Genomic DNA, 19,588 nt, shown 5'->3' on the forward strand with positions numbered 1-19,588 from the left:
GAGGATCTCCAAGGGTTTTTATTGTGAAAAACAAACGGTGCTACGGGTGAAAAAGGGTGCCAACTTATTGACTGCGTAATTTCTCGATCATGGCGTCCAGCTTGCCCGCATCGACGGCAAAGCCGCGGATGCCTTCGGCCAGCTTTTCGGTCGCCATCGCGTCGTCGTTCAAGGCGTAGCGGAAAGCCGCTTCGTCATACGTGATGGCCGGCTGCGCCTCGCCCAGGTCGCCGCCCAGGGCCCGCTCGAACGGTGCATCTGCCGTTTCGAGTTTCGCCAGCAGATCGGGGCTGATGGTCAGCAAGTCGCAGCCGGACAGGGCCGTGATCTGGCCCACGTTGCGGAAGCTGGCGCCCATCACTTGCGTGGCGATGCCATGTTGTTTGTAGTAATTGAAGATGCGCGTGACCGACTGTACACCTGGATCGTTGGACAAGCTGCGCGCCGCTTCGTCCCATGCCGCGCCCAGCGATTTTTTATGCCAGTCGTAGATGCGGCCCACAAAAGGCGAGATCAGGCGTACTTTCGCGTCGGCGCAGGCGACGGCCTGGCAAAACGCGAACAGCAGGGTCAGGTTGCAAAAGATGCCGTCTTTTTCCAGCTCGCACGCGGCCTGGATGCCTTCCCAGGTGGCGGCGACCTTGATCAGCACGCGCTCGCGACTGATGCCGGCTTGCTCGTACAGGGCGATCAGGCGGCGCCCGCGGGCCACGGTGGCGTCGCGGTCAAAGCTCAGACGGGCATCGACTTCCGTCGATACGCGGCCCGGCACCACCTTCAAAATTTCCAGGCCGAAGCGCACCAGCACCTGGTCGACAATATCGTCGAGCGACGCGTTCTTGTGCGCGGCGACGGTGCTTTCCAGCAAGGGCGCGTAATCGGGCTGCAGCACGGCTTTTAAAATCAGCGACGGGTTGGTGGTGGCGTCCTGCGGCGCGAAGCGCGCCAGTTGCAAGAAGTCGCCCGTGTCGGCGACGACGGTGCTGTGTTGTTTCAATTGTTGCAGCTGATTCATTACTCTTCCTTATCACTGAGTTGGTGCAAGGCTTGCACGGCGGGAAACAAGCTACGGTAGCGGCTGTAGCGGATGCTCAAGGCTGCGCTGTGCGCGGCATCGGGCAAGAAAGTGTTTTTGATGGGCAAGCTGGTGGCCAGCAGCTGGCGCTGGCCGATGGCGGCAAAGCCCAGCTTGGCCGCGCCCAGGCTGGCCGACAGTTCGCTGTTGTGCAGGGTGCGCATCTCGCGTCCCAGCACATTGGCCAGCAATTGCGCCCAGTACTGGCTGCGCGCGCCGCCGCCCACCAGCATGCAGTGGGGAACCACGGCACCCGTCGACGTGACGGCGGCCATCGCGTCGCGCAAGGCAAAGGCCACGCCTTCGAGCACGGCATAGCCGAGCTGCGCCGGCGTGCTGTCGTGGCCCAGCTGCAAAAAGGCACCGCGCACTTGCGGGTCGTTATGCGGCGTGCGTTCGCCGGACAGGTACGGCAGGAACAGGGGGGCCGATGGCGCGACGGGGGCGTCGAGCGGCAAGAGCGCTTCCACCAGCGCCAAGAGGGCTGCCTCGTCGGGCTGGCCCAGCACGCCAGTGGCCCAGCGCAAGCAGCTGGCGCCGGACAGGATCGCGCCCATCGCATACCAGCGGCCGGGCAGGGCGTGGCAAAAGCTGTGCACGCCGCCGGCCGGGTTGCCCAAAGGCTGTTCTGTGACGGAAACGATGGCGGCGCTGGTGCCCAGCGAAATGAAACTGTCGCCGCCATTGACGGCGCCGATGCCCACGGCCGAGACGGGGTTGTCGCCGCCACCGGCCGCCACCACCACGTTTGCTGGCAAGCCCAGTTTGTCTGCGACGGCGGCCAGTACCGTACCCGTGGCGGCGTCGCCTTCGGCCAGCGCCGGCATCTGTTCCGGCACCAGGCCGCAGGCGGCCAGCATGGGGGGGAACCAGGCGCGCCTGGCTTCGTCCAGCCACAGGGTACCGGCCGCGTCGGACATGTCGGTGACCTTGTTGCCCGTCAATTGCAGGCGCAGATAATCTTTCGGCGACAGCAGGCAGGCGATGGCGGCAAAGGCGTCAGGCTCGTGGGTTTGCAGCCACAGCAGTTTTGGCGCCGTCAGGCCCGCCATCGGCAGGCTGCCCGTCACGTCCGCATACGCGGGATAGTCGCGCGCCAGGCTGGCCGCTTCGGCTTCGGCGCGCGCATCGTTCCACAGGATGGCGGGACGGATCACGGCGTCTTGGTCGTCGAGCAGCACGGCGCCGTGCATCTGGCCCGACAGGCCGATGCAGGCGATCTGTGCGTATTCCTGCGGCCAGCCGGCGCGCAGCTGCGCCAGGGCGTTGACGCAGGCGGCCCACCAGTCCTGCGGCGCTTGTTCGGACCAGCCCGGCAGTGGGCGGCTGGTGTCGACGCGCACGGACGCCTGGCCGCGCACGGCGCCAGTGCTGTCCATCAGCACGGTTTTCAGTTCGGAGGTACCGAGGTCGATACCGAGGGAAATCGCTGGATGCATGTTGATTTACTGTAAAAGGTCAGGGGCAGCCGCAGGAATTGCGTACGCGCAAGGTCGGCGACAGGCGCTGCACGTGTTGGGCACGGCCGGGATGGGCGATGCGCTCGATCAGCAGGTCGACGGCCATGGCGCCCAGCTCTTCGAGCGGCTGCGCCATCACGGTCAGGCGGGGGCTGAAGTAATCGGCCCAGTCGAAATCATCGAAGCCAGCCAGCGCGACGTCTTGCGGTACCGCAATGTGCGCGTCGCGCAAGGCATGCATGGTGCCGATGGTCATCAGGTTATTGCCGGCCACAATGGCCGTCGGGCGCTGTCCGGCAGGCAAGGCCAGCAATTCGCGGGTGGCCGCGCCGCTGCGCTCGAGGTTGGAGTCGCCCGAGCGCAGCAGTTCCGCATCGAAGGCGATATTGGCGCGCTGCAAGGCCAGGCGGTAGCCTGCGATACGTTCATCCGTCGTGGACAGGCCGGGCGCGCCCGCGATGAAACCGATGCGGCGGTGGCCGTGGGCCGTGATCAGGTGGCTGACTAGCTGGGCCGTCGCCTCGATGTTTTCCACACCTACCTGGTCGAACGGCTGTGGCGACATGCGGTCGACCAGCACGGAAGCGATCTTGTTGCTGGTCAAATAGTCGAGCGCGCGGTTGTGCGGATCGCCGGACGGCGCCAGCACGATGCCGTCGACCCGGCGCTGGTGCAAGTTCTGTACTACTTTGAGTTCCTGCTCGGGATCGTCATGCGTATCGGAAAACAGCATCATCAAGCCATGGCGCGTGCAGGCCGCCTCGATGGCGCGCACGGTTTCGCTGAAATAATGATTGGTGAAGGCGGAAATGGCCACGCCGATGGTGCCCGACGAGGAGCCGGCCAGCGCGCGCGCCAGCATGTTCGGCACATAGCCGATCTGCTGCATGGCCGCGTTGACGGCGGCGACGGTTTTCGGGCTGACCTTGCGGGTGCCGTTGACTACGTGAGAGACGGTCGACAGCGATACGTCCGCCGCCCGCGCTACATCTTCCATGGTGGCCATGGTGTCTCCTGAGGTTTTTTTATTATTGTGTACTGCGATAGTGTGCGGCTGTGTCGCCGCGATTGAAGCTATCGTAAACAAAAGAAAGCGCTTGCGCAAGCGCTTTCTTTTTTGTGCGAGCGGATGTCGAGTGGGTTTTTGATGAAGAGAGAGGAGACTTGCGTAGGTCGGATTAGCGCGCCGCAGGGGCGCGTAATCCGACATCGGGGACGGTGGTGATGCCGGTTGAGGGCGCTGGTGTTGTCGGCTTACGCGCTTGCGCGCTAACCCGACCTACGCATGATGCAAGGTGGCGTTATTGAATCACCAGCTCATGCAATTCGCCAGGAGAATCCCGAAACAATTTGACGACGGTGGAGGTGCGCGTGCCGTAGCCCGGCGTTTCGATGCAGACGGCGGACAGCACGCGCTCGAGGTCGAGTGGCACGCCCGTGTCCGGCAAGCGGAAGTCGGGTGCGCGCGTGGTGTCGGCCAGCATGTCGAAATACGCTTCGTCGGGCGCGCCCTGGCACAGCAAGCTGGCGAACTGGGCCTTGGTCTTCAGGACCTTCGGCCATGGCGCGTCGAGCAGCGCGTTGGACAGGCCGTAGATGCCTGGCTCCAGAGGCTGGCCGTTGCGCGCATCGCCATCGCCCCGGTTGGAAAACCAGATCAGGGTATCCGCGTCGCCCAGCACCAGATTAAAACCGTTGTAGGCTTTGCATCCGGGGCGGATTTGCGCGATGTAGTCTTGCGGCGACATATTGCCAGCCAGGTAGTCGGCCACCAGGGCGCCGCGCGAGGGGGCGTCCGGGTTGCGGTCTTGCGGGCTGCGGATATTCGTGATGGCGGCAAAGCGCGAGCTGCCGGCGCCGGCTTGCGTGATACCCATCCAGCTGCCGCCCGCCTGCAGGTCGCGGCCAGCATACACTTGCGGGTGCTCGGGCCAGGCACCAGCGGGGGCGCTGGCGCGTTCGTAAAATTCGTCGCGGTTGGCGGCGGCAATCAGCGGGATGTGCGGATTGACTTTCCAGGCAAAAACGATCAGGCACATGGAGGCAAATCCATGAACACTTCCGTATGGCGCGCGCCGGCCGTCAATGACAGCAAGCCCGCTTCGTCGGCTGCGCTGGCCAGCAGTTCCGTAAAGCCTTCGCCGACGACGGGATAAATTTCCATCCACGTCTGCAAGCCATCCTTGGCGTCAGGACGGCGCTTGAGTTGCGGCGCCACGCCGGAGGCGGCCGCCAGTTTTGCCTGCAAGGCACGCACCCTGGCTTCCAGCGCCTGGGCGTGCTCTTCTTTTACCTGATAGTAAACGTACAGATCTTTCATGGCATTCTCACAAGTCGAGTGCGTCGAGCACGTAAGGCATGGTCAGGAATTGCACGGCGGCGCCCTGGGCCGAGCCGTAGCGCACGGCGCCGGCGGCGCTTGCACCTTCTTCGATGGCCGCCAGCTTCATTTCAACGAGGGCGTCGATGCCGCCCACGCCGTTCGGAGCCGCGTTGACGACCATGCCGCAAGGCTGCTCGGGGTCGCTGATGGCGAATAGTTCGCCGCCGGCCACGACCGAGGGATCGGCAATGCTGACGAGGGTGGTGCGGCGCTTGAGCTTGCCCAGATACTGGCTGCGCGCGACGATTTCCTGGCCCGGGTAGCAGCCTTTCTTGAAATTGACGCCGCCCAGCAGCTCGAAGTTGACCATTTGCGGCACGAATTGCTCTTGCGTGGCGGCCGTGATTTGCGGGATGCCCGCGTGGATCTCGGACAATTGCCAGGCGTCATTGCCGCCCTTGGCCAGCTGTTGCGTCAATGGGGTCCACACGTCGCGCGCCGTGGCGGCCGACGTCAGCCATTCATAGCGGGCGCTGCCAAATGCATCGGCCACGCGCAGCAGCGTGCCCAACTCATGCTCGACCTTGCTGAACGGCGTGGCGGGCAGTGCCGGGAACCAGGCGGACAGGGCCGAGCTGGCCTTTTGGCCGCCGAGGCCCAGGACGACCTGGTTCGCTTCGTCAAAGGATGCATCGTGCAGCTTGGCCTTGGCGCGCAGCACGAACATTTGCAGCCGCTTCTGGATGGCTGGCTGTATGGTGCGCGGCAATTGCAGATAAATGGTGGTGGCGTTGCGCCACATCAGGAAACTGGCCAGCAAGCGGCCCTTCGGCGTGCAGTAGCCGGCCAGGCGCACTTGCTCCTGGCTCAGGTGTTCCACGTCGTTGGTCAGCTGGCCGTGCAGGAAACTGGCTGCCTCGTCGCCGTTCAAGCCGATCAAGCCCTGGTCCGTGATGGCCGCGACAAAACCTTCTTGCAGCTGGAGCACTGTCAGGGACTGGCCGAAATCATGGATAGGGGCGGCGGCGATGGGGGCGGTGCCGTCAGGCACGCCACCGGTGGCAACGGGACGGGCGCCTTGGGCGGTTAAAAATTGATTCCAGTTATTCATAATTTCCATTAGATCAGCGATTAAGCATTATCATTACGGGTTCATTATAGTGATGTCGCGCAAATTGCGTCGGCAGCGGCGAGATTGCCAGTGTTGGCGCCGCTTTGCGCGGACTTGCTTCACAAATGAACGATCATAACAAGCGCGCGTTGCCCGCCAGCGAGCGCATCACAAGAATCGGAACAATGGCTTTCTTTAAAAAACTTGTAGTCAGCTCAGTCATCGCCGCCATCGGCGTCGGTGGTACTTTTGTGTATTGGGCGCAGCAGCCCATCACCACGGACGGCGAGGCGATCCCGTTTACGATCAGCCCGGGCAGCGGCGCGCATGCGGCCGGCCAGCAGATCGCGGACGCGGGCGTGCCCATCGTGCCCATCCTGTTCAACATGCTGGCGCGCATCGAAGGCAAGACCTCGAAGATCAAGGCCGGTTCCTACGAGTTGAAACCGGGCACCACGCCGCAGCGTTTGATCACGCAGCTGGCGCGCGGCGAGTTCGCGCAAGAGTCGCTGACCATCATCGAAGGCTGGACCTTCAAGCAGATGCGCCTGGCGATGGCGAATCACCCGGGCCTCAAGCACGATACCGTGGACCTGTCCGACAAGGAACTGATGGCGAAGATCAGTCCGGAATACGTGCTGCCGGAAGGCCTGTTCTTCCCGGACACGTATCTGTTCGCCAAGGGCGCCAGCGAAATGCAGATTTTCAAGCAGGCGCACGCGGCCATGATCGGCCGCCTGTCCGAAGCGTGGGACAAGCGCGATCCGGCCTTGCCATATAAAAATCCGTACGAGGCGCTGATCATGGCTTCCATTGTGGAAAAGGAAACGGGACAAAAGTCCGAGCGCGCCATGATCGCCGGCGTCTTCGTCAACCGCCTGAAGACGGGCATGCTGCTGCAGACGGACCCCACCGTGATCTATGGCATGGGCGACAATTACCAGGGCAAGATCCGCAAACGCGACCTGGAAGCGGACACCCCGTACAATACCTACACGCGCGGTGGCCTGCCGCCCACGCCGATCGCCCTGGCCGGCGCGCAATCGCTGACGGCGGCGCTGGCGCCGGCCCGCACGCAGGCACTGTATTTCGTCGCGCGCGGCGACGGCACCAGCCAGTTCTCGGCCAACTTGCCCGACCATAACCGCGCCGTGAACCAGTATCAGCGTTAACCCATCATCAGAGAACAAGAAGTTTCATGACTCAACACTATCAACCGCGTTTCATCACCTTCGAAGGCATCGATGGCGCGGGCAAGTCCACGCATATCGGCTTTGTCACCGACTACCTGCAGCAGCGGGGCGTGAGCCTCGTCTCGTCGCGCGAACCGGGCGGTACCAGCCTGGGTGAAAAGCTGCGCGAATTGCTGCTGCATGAAAAAATGCATCTGGAAACGGAAGCCTTGCTGATGTTCGCCAGCCGCCGCGAACACATCGCCCAAGTCATCGCGCCCGCTTTGGCGCGGGGCGAGTGGGTCATTTCCGACCGCTTTAGCGATGCCAGCTTCGCCTACCAGGGCGGCGGCCGTGGCATGGACCTGGGCAAGATGGAAGCGCTGGAGGCATGGGTGCACCCGCACTTGCAGCCGGACCTGACCTTCCTGTTCGACGTGCCGCTGGAAGTTGCCCGCGCCCGCCTGGACGCGACGCGCGCGCTCGACAAGTTCGAGCAGGAGCGGTCGGATTTCTTTGCCGCCACGCGCAACGAGTATCTGCGCCGCGCGGCCCAGTTCCCGGAACGCTTCCGCATCATTGATTCCACGCAAAGCATTGCCGATATTCAAGTACAGCTGGCAAAACTGCTGGATATTTTGCTCGAACAAAGCGTCGCAACATGCTGATTTACAAAGAATAAAATGACCAGTTCTCTCTATCCATGGCAACAGGACGCCTGGCAGCAATTGCAAGCCTTGCGCCCGCGCATGCCGCACGCCATTTTGTTCCATGGCGCGCAGGGCATCGGCAAGGCCGACTTCATCGAGCATTTTGCGCAAGCGCTGCTGTGCGAAGACGTGCGCGCCGACGGCCATGCCTGCGGCGCTTGCGCCTCGTGCGGCTGGTTTAGCCAGGGCAACCATCCCGATTACCGCCGGGTCCGTCCGGAAGCGCTGGAAGACGAGGTGGCCGACGAGGGCGAAGAGGGCGAAGGCGCGAAGAAAAGCGCCAAGAGCAAGACGCCGTCGAAAGACATCAAGATCGAGCAGATCCGCAACCTGGCCGACTTCATGAACATTTCCACGCACCGCCAGGGCTTGCGCGTGGTGGTGCTGTACCCGGCCGAGGCGCTGAATACGCCCGCCTCGAACGCCTTGCTGAAAACCCTGGAAGAGCCGCCGCCGGGCACTTTGTTCCTGCTGGCCTCGAACAGCCTGGACCGCTTGCTGCCGACGATTTTGTCGCGCTGCCGCAAATTCGCCTTGCCCATGCCCAGCCACGAGCAGGCCTTGACGTGGCTCAAGCAACAAGGCTTGAACGATGCGGACAGCTGGCTGCGTGAGCAGGGCGGCGCGCCGCTGGCTGCGCTGGCACAGTCCGAATCGGGCGGCCGCGAAGAAACGGAACAGTTGCTGCAAGTGCTGGCCAATCCCGGCGTGGAAGCGGCCCTGAAGGCGGCCGATAAATTGCAGAAGGCCCCGCTGGCGCCGCTGGTTGCGTCATTGCAGCGCTGGCTGTACGACGTGTTTTCCGTCAAGCTATCCGGCACCATCCGCTACTACCCGCGCCACCGGCGCGAGCTGGAAGCCTTGGCAGGACGCATCAACGTGAGCCGGCTGATGGCCGCCATCAAGGCCGCGAATGAGCGCCGGGCGATTGCCGAGCACCCCTTGTCGCCGAAGCTGTTCCTGGAAGACATGCTGCTCGACTACGCATCCAGCTGCCAATAAAATCAAGCGCTTGCATTGTCAAGTTAATCCAAATTCTTTGAATATTGGCGCACTTGGAACTTAGCCGCAGGCGCGCGTGCAACTGCGGTATTGCACTTCGCACGCTTGCTGGCGTTCGGCGCGCCGGGCACGGAAGGCCTGGGCTTCGGTGGGGCGCAGCTGCTCCGCTTGCGCGTCGACATTCCTGCCGGCCGCGACGTAGGGATTGCTGCTGGGCTTCATCGACAAGATGGGGCTGGTATCGTTTTCCGTGGCGCCTTGCGCCTGCGCGCGGCAATCCTGGCGCGCCGAGGCGCAGACGGGCTGGCACAGGTCCGCCTCGGCGGCAGGCTTGGGCACGCCGCGTTTATCCTGGGCATGCGCTGTCAGGGCCAGGCAGGCCAGCAGTATCAAAGGGCGGGCAACTTTCAGCATGAACACTCTCCACGTATCCGCGCGCAACCCCATGGTAGCGCTGCGGTAAGCCACTATACATCTTGATAATATTTTTGCCTATCAGGCATACCCGTTTGCTACGCTTGGCCCCCGGTGATACAGTCAGGACACTGGACAGCAACGGAGGCGGGCATGAAGCGAGTCACTGGCATCGGCGGCATCTTTTTCCACGCGCAAGACCCGGCCGCGCTACGCGCCTGGTACCAGCGCCACCTGGGCCTGGACGTGCAGCCGTGGGGCGGCGCCGCTTTCAGCTGGATGGACGCCGGCGGCAAGCCGACTGGCGGCACCACCATCTGGTCCGTCGCGGCCAATGACAACGAACAATTCGCGCCCGGCAAGGCATCCTTCATGATCAACTACCGCGTCGACGATCTCGACGCGCTGCTGCAAGCCTTGCGCGACGAAGGCTGCAACGTGCTGGAAAAGGCGCCCGATTCCGAGTATGGCCAGTTCGGCTGGGTCATCGATCCCGAAGGCAACAAGGTGGAGCTGTGGCAGCCGCCGCAGGGGCAGTAGGCGGATCACGCGGGAGTCGTCAGCAACAGGACGGATTTGCACCTTCCTCCTGCCAGATTCCGCTCCCTCCGGTACAATCCCGCCTTATGTATATCGATTCCCATTGCCATATCAATTTTCCCGAGCTGGCTGCTCGCATGCCCGAGATCCTCGCCAAGATGGCCGAGAACAAGGTGACCCATGCCTTGTGCGTGTCCGTCGACTTGCCGGACTTTCCACAGGTGCTGGCCTTGGCCGAGCAGTATCCGCATATCTTCGCTTCCGTCGGCGTGCATCCCGACTACGAGGACACGCCTGAACCGTCCGTGGAAGACCTGGTGCGCCTGGCCGACCATCCGAAGATCATCGCCATCGGCGAGACTGGCCTCGACTATTTCCGCCTGACGGGCGACCTGGAGTGGCAGCGCGAGCGTTTTCGCACTCACATCAAAGCTTCAAGAATCACGCGTAAGCCCTTGATTATTCACACAAGAGCGGCCAGCGAAGACACGATACGCATCATGCGCGAAGAGGGCGCTGGCGTGTCGGACGGCGGCGTGGCCGGCGTCATGCATTGCTTTACAGAATCGCTGGAAGTGGCGCGCGCCGCCATCGACATGGGCTTCTATATTTCGTTTTCCGGCATCGTCACGTTCAAGAGCGCCAAGGATTTGCAGGCCGTGGCTCTGGAAGTGCCGCTTGAGCGCATCCTCATCGAGACGGATTCGCCGTACCTGGCGCCCGTGCCGTTCCGCGGCCGCATGAACGAACCCGGCTACGTTGCCCACGTGGCGGAATACCTGTCGACCCTGAAAGGCATACCGCTGGATCAGGTGGCACGCCAGACGACGGATAATTTCTTCAAGTTATTCAATCAGTTGCCATAACTTCTTAAGGTCAGACATGATGAAAAAACTCGCGCTGGCGATGCTGCTGTGCTGCGCCAACGCCAGCCATGCCAGCCATGCGGCGCCGGAACCGGACGCTTTCTTCCGCGCCGTGTCCGTGAATAACGTCAGCGGCGTGCGCAGCATGCTGGCGGACGGGATGAATCCGAACCAGCCTGATGCGCAGCGCGGCGACATTCCCCTGGTGCTGGCCCTGCGCGACGATGCGGACCGGGTTTTCCAGGTGCTGCTCGAGGCGCCCGGTATCGACATCGAAGCCCGTTCAGCCAATGGCAACACGGCGCTGATGATGGCGGCCTACAAGCACAAGCAGGACGCCGTGAACGCCTTGCTGGCCAAGGGCGCCAAGGTCAACCAGAGCGGCTGGACGGCGCTGCACTATGCGGCCTCGGCGGGCGACTTGCCCATCATGAAGATTTTCCTGGACCGCGACGCCGTGGTCGATGCGCGCGCGCCCGCCAACGTCACGCCGCTGATGTTTGCCGCCCGCGAGGGGCAGGAGGGCGCCGTCAAGCTGCTGCTGTCTTGGGGCGCGGACGCCAGCCTGAAAAGCGACCATGGCTGGACGGCCGTGCAGTTTGCCCAGGCGGGCGACAAGCCCGGCGTGGTGGCCATCATCGAAGCGGCACAAAAGGCGCGCCGCACGTAAATAAGTCCATGCAAGCAATGCTTTAATTTCAATACTTTCCATGCCAGCGCTGAAACTGGCATGGAATTGCCTCTCACCTCAGCCCTTTGTTCTCCTTGCCGATTAACGATAATGATCGTGTCGCATTAATCAGGAGATACGTCGCATGGGTCATCACCTCACCGTCAGGCGCCGGCTGTATTGTCGCCGCCCCTCGCGCAGCCCGTGCGATATCACTGCTTTCTGGAATGACAAAACCGATCGGCCATCGGAGCCAGACTCCAAGAGGACAGACATGCTGAATGAACGAGAAATCGAGAGTTGTTACCTGGGGCAATTTATCCCCGTCCATTACCACCACAATATGTTGATGGACCAGAACCGCATGCACGGGTTCAAGTCGGCGATCGATTACGCGGTGAAGCCTGGCATGAAAGTGCTGGAGTTGGGCGGCGGCACGGGCGTGCTGTCGTGGTTTGCGGCCGCACGCGCCGACAAGGTGTGGTGCGTGGAGTTCAATCCGGACATGGTCAAGGAAGCGCGCAAGATGCTGGCGCTCAATCCCAACGGTGAAAAAGTCGAAGTCGTCCATGCGGACGCTTTCGAGTACCTGCCGCCAGAGCCTGTCGATGTGGTCATTTGCGAAATGATCCATGTCGGCATGCTGCGCGAAAAGCAGGTGGAAGTGATCGAATCGTTCAAGCGCCGCTACCTGGCCCGCTTTGGTGGCCCGCTGCCCATCTTCCTGCCCGAAGCCGTCATCATGGCCGTGCAGCCGATGCAGCAGGAATACGATTTCGAGGGTTTCTATGCGCCCATCGTGCAATTCCAGGAAACCACGGCCATCCATCCTGGCGTGCTGGAACTGGCGCCGCCTTCCGTCTACAGCATCATCGACTTCAGCCAGCCGACGGACAGCGTGTTCGGCTTTGACGGCAAGTTTGTCGTCGAGCGCAGCGGCACCCTGAACGCCTTGCGTTTCGTCACCAAGAACATCCTGGCCGTCGTGCCCGAGCGCTCGACCACCATCGACTGGCTGAACCACTACATGTGCCTGCCGCTGGCCACGCCGGTGGCCGTGAAGGCGGGCGACGTGCTGCAAGTGAGCTTCCAGTACCGCGCTGGTGGTTCGATCCCTTCGCTGGAAGCATCGATCCGTGCCCAGGTCATCTATGACGTCAACCTGCAGCCAGCGATACAGAACGCCGTCTACGCATAAGTAGCGTTAATTCCAAGGCAACGCCGCAGCGATTTCGTCCTGCGGCGTTTGTCCATTCAGGGTATATTTCGTCTTTTACCCACTGGACAGCTTTACTATCATGGAACAGATCGATCAGCGTTACCTCGTGCAACAGAACAAAATCAGCGATGGCGAGACCAGGCCACCCGTGTTTGCCAAGGTAATGCGCAGCAAGGAAGGCGTGTTTGAAGGCGTGTCCTTCATCAAGTCCAAGGACAAGGCCACCATCATGACCATCGAAGATGCCAACCAGGCGATCAAATGGGCCACCAGCAAGAAGCCGAACGCGCATGAATACATCACGAAAGTGATTTGCGTCGGTCAATAAAGGTATCCGCAGGCCCCGTTCATTCCCGTTTTTGCGCCGTTCATCCCCGTAGCACGCAGTTCATCGCACGGCCGTTGCCGCCGTGGCGGCGCTTTTATATAGTGCTGTCACGGTAGCGGGGCAAGCACGGCTTGCTCCGCACATTTCATTCTAGGGGGAACGCGATGCTGGGATTCGTGCTGTGGTTGCTGCTCTTGCTGGTGTGCTGGCCCCTGGCCTTGCTGGCGCTCGTGCTGTATCCGCTGGCCTGGCTGCTGTTGCTGCCATTCCGTTTGATCGGCATCGGCGTGGAAGGCGTGTTCGAATTGCTGCGCGCCATCGTCATGCTGCCGGCGCGCGTGCTGGGCGGTGGCCGGCGATAAACCAGATATTTCCCGTAAAAAATGGCGCCCTCGGCGCCATTTTTGTTTGCGTGACTGTGCCGCTTACAGGTCGACCATGAAACCGGCGCCGATCGATTTCTGCGAATAGTTGTAGTCGATCAAGCTCTGGCCATAGCCGGAGAACAGTTGCAGATAGCCTTTCAGGTTGGCCTTCAATGGGAAGGCCCAGCTTGCCTGCATGGAGCCATGCTTCTTGCTGAAATTGCGGCGCGCCGTCACGGCGTACTCGTGCCCCTTGTTGCGGTAGCTCACGCGCAAATCGCCATGTCCCATGTAATCGGTGATGTCGATATTGTCATTATCGGTCTTGCCATTGTCGAGGCGGTGCCAGATGCGCGTCGTGACGGCCAGATTGTCTTTTTCCACGCCCAGCTCGGCATACACGCGGTTCCAGCTGCGCGACAGAGTCGACGTCTGTCCGTTGGACTGGTGCACGAGGCCGAAGTTCAGGTAATTGAATTCCACGCCCGCGAAATTCTTGTTGATCGGCATCACCAGCATCAGTTCCGGCTGGTAATTGGTCTCGCGGAACGGGCTTGATGCCTTGCGGTTATACGCCTGCCAGAAACTTTGCTGCGTGTAGCCGAACCACATGTCGATCGGTGTGCCGGCGATGTCTTCCAGCAGCTTCATCTTGAAGCTCAGCTGGAACGTCAGTTCCACATGCTGGCTCTTGATGCCGCCTGGCGTGAAATCCTGGAACGGTTCGTCGTTCGAGGCGTCGCTGTAATTGGCCAGCAGCAGATAGGTGTCGCGGTGCGGGCGGAAGTTGAACAGGCCGCGCTTCGAGGCGTCGTTCAGTTCCCACGATTGCTGCGTGCGCGAAATCGGCGCTTCCGGTGGCGCAGCGCCAGCCTGCGCGATGGCGGGAATGGCGGCGTTGACGGCGTCCGGCGTGGCGACGCCCGGCGGGCTGACTGGCGTGAGGGGCGCGACCTCGGCCGCTGCTGCCAGGGTGACGGCCGCAGTGGCGGGATCGCCGCCAGCCGCGATGGTGGCCTTTTCCGCCGCCTTGGCCAGGGTGTCGAAGCAGCCGAGGCGGGCGCTGGCGTCACCAAGCACGGCGCAACGCTGCATTTGCTGTTCCAGTTCGCCGGCCATGGCCAGCGCCGGCGATGCCAGCAGGGAAGAGAGGATTATTTTTCTTAGTTGGATAGTCATAAGCTGAGTAGGGCATGTCGTTCGGTGCGCACCTGGGCTGCATGCCGGCGGCGTCGCCTTGCATGGCGGGATGCCATGCGTATTGATTTTTATTAATCTTTGTTGAATTAAAGTTCAAAAATTAAGGTCTTGGAAGTATAGCCGAATCTGCAATTAGCCCCGTGTCCCTGACGTGCGTAGCGCGGACAGTGTTGCGCGCTTGGTAAACGGCCCGCTGCCGTGCCGCCCAAATCGATGTCTGCTACACTGGAAAACCGGGCGCCGGGGCTAGCCATGGAGATTGTGATGACCCGCAAAACACCTATCGAGCGCTACCGCAACATCGGCATCAGCGCCCATATCGACGCCGGCAAGACCACCACCACCGAGCGCATTCTTTTCTACACCGGGGTGAATCACAAGATAGGCGAAGTGCACAATGGCGCCGCCACCATGGACTGGATGGAGCAGGAGCAGGAACGAGGCATCACCATCACCTCGGCCGCCACCACGGCCTTCTGGAAAGGCATGGCCGGCAACTTCCCCGAACACCGCATCAACATCATCGACACGCCCGGCCACGTGGATTTCACGATTGAAGTCGAGCGCTCGATGCGCGTGCTTGACGGCGCCGTGATGGTCTACGATGCCGTCGGCGGCGTGCAGCCGCAATCGGAAACCGTCTGGCGTCAAGCCAATAAATACCATGTGCCGCGCATCGCCTTCATCAACAAGATGGACCGGGTGGGAGCGGATTTCTTGCGTGTGCGCCAGCAGATCACCGACCGCCTGAAGGGCGTGGCCGTGCCGATCCAGCTGCCCATCGGCGCCGAAGAGCATTTCACGGGCGTGATCGACCTGTTGAAAATGCGCGCCATCACCTGGGACGATGCCAGCCAGGGTGTGCAGTTCAGCTATGGCGAGATTCCCGCCGAACTACAGGCGCAGGCGCAGCAGTGGCATGATCACATGGTCGAGCACGCGGCCGAAGCCACGCTGGACATGACGGAACGCTACCTGAATGGCGACACGTTTACGGAAGCGGAGCTCAAGCAGGCCTTGCGCGCGCGCACCATCCGCAATGAAATCGTGCCCATGCTGTGCGGCAGCGCCTTCAAGAACAAGGGCGTGCAGGCGATGCTCGACGCCGTCATCGAATACCTGCCGTCACCGATGGAAGTGCCGCCCATCATGGGCCATGACGAGCATGACAACGAAGTGGAGCGCCATCCGACGGACGACGAGCATTTTGCCGCCCTGGCTTTCAAGATCATGACGGATCCGTTCGTGGGGCAGCTGACCTTCTTCCGCGTGTATTCGGGCGTGGTCAATTCGGGCGACATGGTCTACAACCCGACCAAGAGCGCGCGCGAACGGCTGGGGCGCATCCTGCAGATGCATGCGAACGAGCGCAAGGAAATCAAGGAAGTGTATGCGGGCGACATCGCCGCCGCCGTGGGCCTGAAAGCCGTGACCACGGGCGACACACTGTGCGCCATCGATCACATCATCGTGCTGGAAAAGATGATTTTTCCGGAACCTGTGATCTCCCAGGCGGTCGAACCCAAGACCAAGCCTGACCAGGAAAAGATGGGCATCGCCCTGAACCGCCTGGCGCAGGAAGACCCGTCGTTCAGGGTGCATACGGACGAGGAATCGGGCCAGACCATCATGTCCGGCATGGGCGAGCTGCATCTGGAAATCCTGGTCGACCGCATGCGGCGCGAATTCGGCGTGGAAGCCAATGTTGGCAAGCCGCAGGTGGCGTACCGCGAAACCATCACGCGCGCGGTGGAAGACGTGGAGGGCAAGTTCGTCAAGCAATCGGGCGGACGGGGCCAGTACGGCCACGTGGTGCTCAAACTCGAACCCTTGCCGCCAGGCACAGGCTACCAGTTCGTCGACGCCATCAAGGGGGGCGTGGTGCCGCGCGAATTCATTCCGGCCGTCGACAAGGGCATCATCGAAACATTGAAGGCGGGCGTGCTGGCCGGCTACCCTGTCGTCGACGTGAAGGCCACCTTGACGTTCGGTTCCTACCACGACGTCGATTCGAACGAAAACGCGTTCCGCATGGCCGGCTCCATCGCCTTCAAGGATGGCATGCGCAAAGCGTCGCCCGTGCTGCTGGAACCGATGATGCAGGTGGAAGCGGAAACGCCGGAAGAGTTCATGGGCAACGTCATGGGCGACCTGACGGCCCGCCGCGGCATGGTGCAAGGCGTCGACGACATCCCCGGCGGCGCGGGACGCATCGTCAAGGCCCTCGTGCCGCTGGCGGAAATGTTTGGTTACTCCACCACCTTGCGGTCGCTGACGCAGGGCCGCGCCACCTATACGATGGAATTCAAGCACTATGCGGCCGTGCCGAAGCATATCCTCGACCAGGTGGCATCTGCTGGCAAAGCCAAGTAGGTCGGGTAGGTCGGATTAGGCCCTCCGGGCCGTAATCCGACACCATTGTTGGCCTGGTCCGTTGATGGTGTCGGCTTACGCGCTGCGCGCTAACCCGACCTACGCTCAAGATGGCGTGCAGGCCTTTCCCATTTTCGGCGTCACTGCTACATTAACTATCAGTTCACCAACATAGGAGAAAGCATGACCACCGCAGAACAGAAGCAGGAAGGACAGCACCGCGACAGCAGCGACTTTGTCATCACGCAGACTTTCGACGCGCCGCGCGAACTCGTGTTCCGCTCGTGGGTCGAGCCGGAGCGCCTGGCCCAGTGGTGGGGGCCCGTCGGCTTCGAATTGAGCGTGCTGGCGCTGGACCTCAAGCCGGGCGGAGTCTTCCATTACGGCATGCGCGCCGACAATGGCTATGAGATGTGGGGCAAGTTCACCTACCAGGCTATCGAAGCGCCTGAACGTATCGTTTCCATCTTGTCGTTTGCCGACAAGCAGGGCAATGCCGTGCAGCACCCCGTCAGCGCCACTTGGCCGCTGGAATCGTTCAATGTCATGACGCTTAGCGAAGAGAATGGCAAGACGACGATGACCTTGCGGTCAACGCCGCACAAGGCGACGGATGAGCAGCATCAGACTTTTGTGGAGGGGCATGAGTCGATGACGCAGGGGTTCAAGGCGACCTTCGCCCAGCTAGCCCAGTACCTGGCGCGTGTTCAGTGAGTTTTTATTGAATGGCGGGCCAGAGCCGCGGGCCTGAGAAAATGTCCATGGCTGCGTTGCTTGGGCTCGCCGTACATTCGTACTGTCTTCGCCCGCGCGCCTTGCCCTGGCCATTTTTCAGGTCCGCTGGGCCCGGGGAGCCTTTGTTGGAGACGCGGGCGTTTTCTGCTTATCGTTGTCAGTTCGCGTTTGAGTGACGCCTGCTTGCGCACCGTAGGCAGTCGTTCGCAGATCGAATGGCGCGTATAAAAAACGCTAAACTATTACATCCATTGCACTAGGTCGTGTATATCCTGTGGTCTTTGCGCGTGGTTCAGATTGCCGGAATGTAGAGCCGCGTTCAGAAAGTTCACTCGGTCTGTATCACTCTTTCCTATGCCAAGGTGCGCTTCAATCGCACCGCCAGGCCAGACCCAAATATCTTGCGTCCGAAGCGTTTGAACAAGCTGGTCGATTTCATTCGGCATGCCAACAGCAAGTAACTCGAAGGCTTCTGCAGGCGAATGGCTTGACATCCCGACCCCGTTTGGCCCCTTTCTTGTCGGAAGACCACTAGCATCTAGATAAATCCCAAGGCCGGGGCAATTTACTGCGAACCAATTTATGCAAGCAATAAAGGGCTGACTCACCGGGTCGACTAATCCGAAGCTAGGAGCAACCTTGAAGACGAAATCTAAGTCTGCGAGCGCCTTCGGAAAGAATCCTACCGCCCGGAGAATTTGCATCATCGGCAGCAACGTAGAACTACTTGAGCCTGAGACGATGCAGCCTTTATCATGTGCGTAGGAATGCCCGCGCGACGTCTGATAAATCTGCGGTAGGAGCATTAGCTCAGTTTTGCCTTCAACTAGCAACACCCTGTCGGAAAACAACACGTGAGTTGCAGTTTGTATTGAAAAAACTGCCTCCGCGTGATGTTGATTTGCAGCGAACGCAGTAGCTGCTGAGCTGAGCTTCTGGCGAGCGACAGTTTTGTTTGCCGCGTCCTTGTAAATCATCAATGTTTGGAGCGCCTGAGCTCTTCCTATCAACAGGGGCGAATGCGTTGAGAAGATAATTTGGAAGTTTTGATTTGAGAGTTGGAGAAGCGACTCCCTTAACAATTCTATTGCTTGTGGATGCAGATAAAGTTCAGGCTCATCAATCAGTAGAACTACAGTGCCCCCAGGGTTGCCAGCCGCGGTAGTCAAGTCAGCAAGGAGCTTGATGAGAGCCATATGAGTACTGCGTTGAGTTCCATGTCCGAAAGATGTAAATGGTCGTGGGCAACCCGCCATGTCAGAAAGAGTGACCGTTGACGATTTGAATAGGTCTTCTATTTGAGGTGTCGCGAAATTTAGATGCAAGGTCAGACCAGGGAAGAAAGATGCAATTGCTGCTGTCGCGTCCAATTCGAAGGCACCGAGCTCCGCCATCCTGTTTTGCCCATTGAGGTGACCCGAGACAGCTCCAAGGGCGACTTGCATTGCAGTGACTGCGGCAGCATTATTCGCATTAATTCGTCCCAATACTTGCTTCAGCAAAAGGCCAATTGTATTTTTTGCTCCGAACTTCCCGACATCTTCGCCAGCGTCCTCCATGGCCTCAATATGTAAGGGTTCGGGAAACAATACTGCGAGAGCGTTATCTAATCCCGCTGGGTTGTCTACCCACGCATTAGTTTGATAATCGTACACATCGATTTTCAGCTGTGCAGCTGTACAGTTTGGTACGTCCTGTCGACGTCGAAATTTAAGTGCGGCGCCATGTACGAAACGAGCTACAGCCTGTTGTTGATTTGCGGGGAGGAGTTGAAGATTTACATTTTCTATGATCCCCTCTACTGTCACGGCAACGGTCGTATCATGAAATACGTGGGCTTGCAAAACGCTTTTCCTAAGTAGCCAACTAATGGCCCGGAGAATATTTGACTTTCCAGAGTTGCTGTAGCCAACGATAGGATTGAAGTTGCCCATAGGCACTGTTACAGCCTCGCATGAGCAAAAATTGTTTATAACGACTTCAGATAGACGCATTTCCCCTCCAAATTGTTATCAGCACTTCTTC

20 protein-coding genes are annotated in these 19,588 nt (G+C 60.7%); 11 read left to right on the top strand and 9 right to left on the bottom strand.

All coding sequences use genetic code 11. The features are described 5' to 3' along the window. Positions 1-64 precede the first annotated feature (64 nt). The 6 genes from tal to ACPJXG_RS13320 all read right to left on the bottom strand — a co-directional run bounded on the left by tal (position 65) and on the right by ACPJXG_RS13320 (position 5,978). Complete coding sequence (gene tal, locus ACPJXG_RS13295; protein ID WP_425254529.1) at positions 65-1,015, bottom strand: transaldolase; 951 nt, start codon at positions 1,013-1,015, stop codon at positions 65-67. Next, entirely contained in the window at positions 1,015-2,502 is a 1,488-nt protein-coding gene (gene xylB, locus ACPJXG_RS13300; protein WP_425254748.1) for a xylulokinase, read from the bottom strand. The genes tal and xylB overlap by 1 nt, the downstream gene beginning before the upstream one ends. Before the next feature lie 31 nt (positions 2,503-2,533). Beyond that, complete coding sequence (locus ACPJXG_RS13305; protein ID WP_425254530.1) at positions 2,534-3,541, bottom strand: LacI family DNA-binding transcriptional regulator; 1,008 nt, start codon at positions 3,539-3,541, stop codon at positions 2,534-2,536. A gap of 295 nt (positions 3,542-3,836) precedes the next feature. Then, complete coding sequence (locus ACPJXG_RS13310) at positions 3,837-4,574, bottom strand: NRDE family protein (protein ID WP_099402033.1); 738 nt, start codon at positions 4,572-4,574, stop codon at positions 3,837-3,839. Then, on the bottom strand, positions 4,565-4,855 hold the full coding sequence (locus ACPJXG_RS13315; protein WP_035819070.1) for a DUF4936 family protein: 291 nt from the start codon (positions 4,853-4,855) through the stop codon (positions 4,565-4,567). Before ACPJXG_RS13315 ends, ACPJXG_RS13310 begins: the two co-directional genes overlap by 10 nt. Before the next feature lie 7 nt (positions 4,856-4,862). Then, on the bottom strand, positions 4,863-5,978 hold the full coding sequence (locus tag ACPJXG_RS13320; protein ID WP_425254531.1) for a YgfZ/GcvT domain-containing protein: 1,116 nt from the start codon (positions 5,976-5,978) through the stop codon (positions 4,863-4,865). Positions 5,979-6,154: 176 nt separating this feature from the next. Between ACPJXG_RS13320 and mltG the strand changes: the two genes are divergently transcribed. From mltG to ACPJXG_RS13335, 3 genes are read left to right on the top strand one after another with little or no spacing between them, the layout of a single operon-like run. Continuing rightward, positions 6,155-7,141, top strand: coding sequence for an endolytic transglycosylase MltG (gene mltG / locus ACPJXG_RS13325; RefSeq protein WP_425254532.1), 987 nt, complete (start codon positions 6,155-6,157; stop codon positions 7,139-7,141). Positions 7,142-7,167: 26 nt separating this feature from the next. Continuing rightward, positions 7,168-7,809 (top strand): dTMP kinase, encoded by a 642-nt coding sequence (gene tmk / locus ACPJXG_RS13330; protein ID WP_425254533.1) that lies wholly within the window; start codon positions 7,168-7,170, stop codon positions 7,807-7,809. 15 nt (positions 7,810-7,824) lie between these two features. Further along, entirely contained in the window at positions 7,825-8,853 is a 1,029-nt protein-coding gene (locus ACPJXG_RS13335) for a DNA polymerase III subunit delta' (RefSeq protein ID WP_425254534.1), read from the top strand. A 60-nt stretch (positions 8,854-8,913) separates the two neighbouring features. Here ACPJXG_RS13335 and ACPJXG_RS13340 read toward each other — a convergent pair whose 3' ends face one another. After that, positions 8,914-9,267, bottom strand: a complete 354-nt coding sequence (locus ACPJXG_RS13340; RefSeq protein WP_425254535.1) for a hypothetical protein — start codon at positions 9,265-9,267, stop codon at positions 8,914-8,916. 153 nt (positions 9,268-9,420) lie between these two features. Between ACPJXG_RS13340 and ACPJXG_RS13345 the strand changes: the two genes are divergently transcribed. The 6 genes from ACPJXG_RS13345 (at position 9,421) to ACPJXG_RS13370 (ending at position 13,252) form a co-directional block, all read left to right on the top strand. Beyond that, a complete protein-coding gene (locus ACPJXG_RS13345) occupies positions 9,421-9,807 on the top strand; it encodes a VOC family protein (RefSeq protein ID WP_425254536.1) in 387 nt (128 codons plus the stop codon). An 86-nt stretch (positions 9,808-9,893) separates the two neighbouring features. Next, complete coding sequence (locus tag ACPJXG_RS13350; protein ID WP_077404693.1) at positions 9,894-10,673, top strand: TatD family hydrolase; 780 nt, start codon at positions 9,894-9,896, stop codon at positions 10,671-10,673. A gap of 16 nt (positions 10,674-10,689) precedes the next feature. Next, complete coding sequence (locus tag ACPJXG_RS13355; protein WP_425254537.1) at positions 10,690-11,343, top strand: ankyrin repeat domain-containing protein; 654 nt, start codon at positions 10,690-10,692, stop codon at positions 11,341-11,343. A gap of 274 nt (positions 11,344-11,617) precedes the next feature. Continuing rightward, a complete protein-coding gene (locus tag ACPJXG_RS13360; RefSeq protein WP_402718323.1) occupies positions 11,618-12,541 on the top strand; it encodes a methyltransferase domain-containing protein in 924 nt (307 codons plus the stop codon). A 100-nt stretch (positions 12,542-12,641) separates the two neighbouring features. Next, positions 12,642-12,890 carry a hypothetical protein gene (locus ACPJXG_RS13365; protein ID WP_035819046.1) on the top strand — a complete coding sequence of 83 codons (249 nt, stop codon included), beginning with the start codon at positions 12,642-12,644 and terminating at the stop codon, positions 12,888-12,890. Positions 12,891-13,054: 164 nt separating this feature from the next. Continuing rightward, complete coding sequence (locus tag ACPJXG_RS13370; protein WP_034784591.1) at positions 13,055-13,252, top strand: hypothetical protein; 198 nt, start codon at positions 13,055-13,057, stop codon at positions 13,250-13,252. Between the two features lie 63 nt (positions 13,253-13,315). On the opposite strand, the gene ACPJXG_RS13375 is transcribed toward ACPJXG_RS13370, so the two are convergent. Next, positions 13,316-14,434, bottom strand: coding sequence for a phospholipase A (locus tag ACPJXG_RS13375; RefSeq protein WP_425254538.1), 1,119 nt, complete (start codon positions 14,432-14,434; stop codon positions 13,316-13,318). 285 nt (positions 14,435-14,719) lie between these two features. Here ACPJXG_RS13375 and fusA point away from each other — a divergent pair, with 285 nt between their 5' ends. After that, positions 14,720-16,828, top strand: coding sequence for an elongation factor G (gene fusA / locus ACPJXG_RS13380; RefSeq protein WP_425254539.1), 2,109 nt, complete (start codon positions 14,720-14,722; stop codon positions 16,826-16,828). A gap of 183 nt (positions 16,829-17,011) precedes the next feature. Beyond that, positions 17,012-17,542 carry an SRPBCC family protein gene (locus tag ACPJXG_RS13385; protein WP_425254540.1) on the top strand — a complete coding sequence of 177 codons (531 nt, stop codon included), beginning with the start codon at positions 17,012-17,014 and terminating at the stop codon, positions 17,540-17,542. A gap of 263 nt (positions 17,543-17,805) precedes the next feature. On the opposite strand, the gene ACPJXG_RS13390 is transcribed toward ACPJXG_RS13385, so the two are convergent. After that, entirely contained in the window at positions 17,806-19,557 is a 1,752-nt protein-coding gene (locus ACPJXG_RS13390; protein ID WP_425254541.1) for an ATP-dependent nuclease, read from the bottom strand. Positions 19,558-19,588: the final 31 nt, after the last annotated feature.

This window comes from Janthinobacterium sp. NFX145 (assembly GCF_049810325.1).
GTDB classification, from domain to species: domain Bacteria; phylum Pseudomonadota; class Gammaproteobacteria; order Burkholderiales; family Burkholderiaceae_D; genus Janthinobacterium; species Janthinobacterium rivuli.

Coding starts and splice junctions, on each gene's coding strand:
- tal (WP_425254529.1), bottom strand. CDS start 1,015: ATGAATCAGCTGCAACAATTGAAACAACACAGCACCGTCGTCGCCGAC.
- ACPJXG_RS13305 (WP_425254530.1), bottom strand. CDS start 3,541: ATGGCCACCATGGAAGATGTAGCGCGGGCGGCGGACGTATCGCTGTCG.
- ACPJXG_RS13310 (WP_099402033.1), bottom strand. CDS start 4,574: ATGTGCCTGATCGTTTTTGCCTGGAAAGTCAATCCGCACATCCCGCTG.
- ACPJXG_RS13315 (WP_035819070.1), bottom strand. CDS start 4,855: ATGAAAGATCTGTACGTTTACTATCAGGTAAAAGAAGAGCACGCCCAG.
- ACPJXG_RS13320 (WP_425254531.1), bottom strand. CDS start 5,978: ATGGAAATTATGAATAACTGGAATCAATTTTTAACCGCCCAAGGCGCC.
- mltG (WP_425254532.1), top strand. CDS start 6,155: ATGGCTTTCTTTAAAAAACTTGTAGTCAGCTCAGTCATCGCCGCCATC.
- tmk (WP_425254533.1), top strand. CDS start 7,168: ATGACTCAACACTATCAACCGCGTTTCATCACCTTCGAAGGCATCGAT.
- ACPJXG_RS13335 (WP_425254534.1), top strand. CDS start 7,825: ATGACCAGTTCTCTCTATCCATGGCAACAGGACGCCTGGCAGCAATTG.
- ACPJXG_RS13340 (WP_425254535.1), bottom strand. CDS start 9,267: ATGCTGAAAGTTGCCCGCCCTTTGATACTGCTGGCCTGCCTGGCCCTG.
- ACPJXG_RS13345 (WP_425254536.1), top strand. CDS start 9,421: ATGAAGCGAGTCACTGGCATCGGCGGCATCTTTTTCCACGCGCAAGAC.
- ACPJXG_RS13350 (WP_077404693.1), top strand. CDS start 9,894: ATGTATATCGATTCCCATTGCCATATCAATTTTCCCGAGCTGGCTGCT.
- ACPJXG_RS13355 (WP_425254537.1), top strand. CDS start 10,690: ATGATGAAAAAACTCGCGCTGGCGATGCTGCTGTGCTGCGCCAACGCC.
- ACPJXG_RS13360 (WP_402718323.1), top strand. CDS start 11,618: ATGCTGAATGAACGAGAAATCGAGAGTTGTTACCTGGGGCAATTTATC.
- ACPJXG_RS13365 (WP_035819046.1), top strand. CDS start 12,642: ATGGAACAGATCGATCAGCGTTACCTCGTGCAACAGAACAAAATCAGC.
- ACPJXG_RS13370 (WP_034784591.1), top strand. CDS start 13,055: ATGCTGGGATTCGTGCTGTGGTTGCTGCTCTTGCTGGTGTGCTGGCCC.
- ACPJXG_RS13375 (WP_425254538.1), bottom strand. CDS start 14,434: ATGACTATCCAACTAAGAAAAATAATCCTCTCTTCCCTGCTGGCATCG.
- fusA (WP_425254539.1), top strand. CDS start 14,720: ATGACCCGCAAAACACCTATCGAGCGCTACCGCAACATCGGCATCAGC.
- ACPJXG_RS13385 (WP_425254540.1), top strand. CDS start 17,012: ATGACCACCGCAGAACAGAAGCAGGAAGGACAGCACCGCGACAGCAGC.
- ACPJXG_RS13390 (WP_425254541.1), bottom strand. CDS start 19,557: ATGCGTCTATCTGAAGTCGTTATAAACAATTTTTGCTCATGCGAGGCT.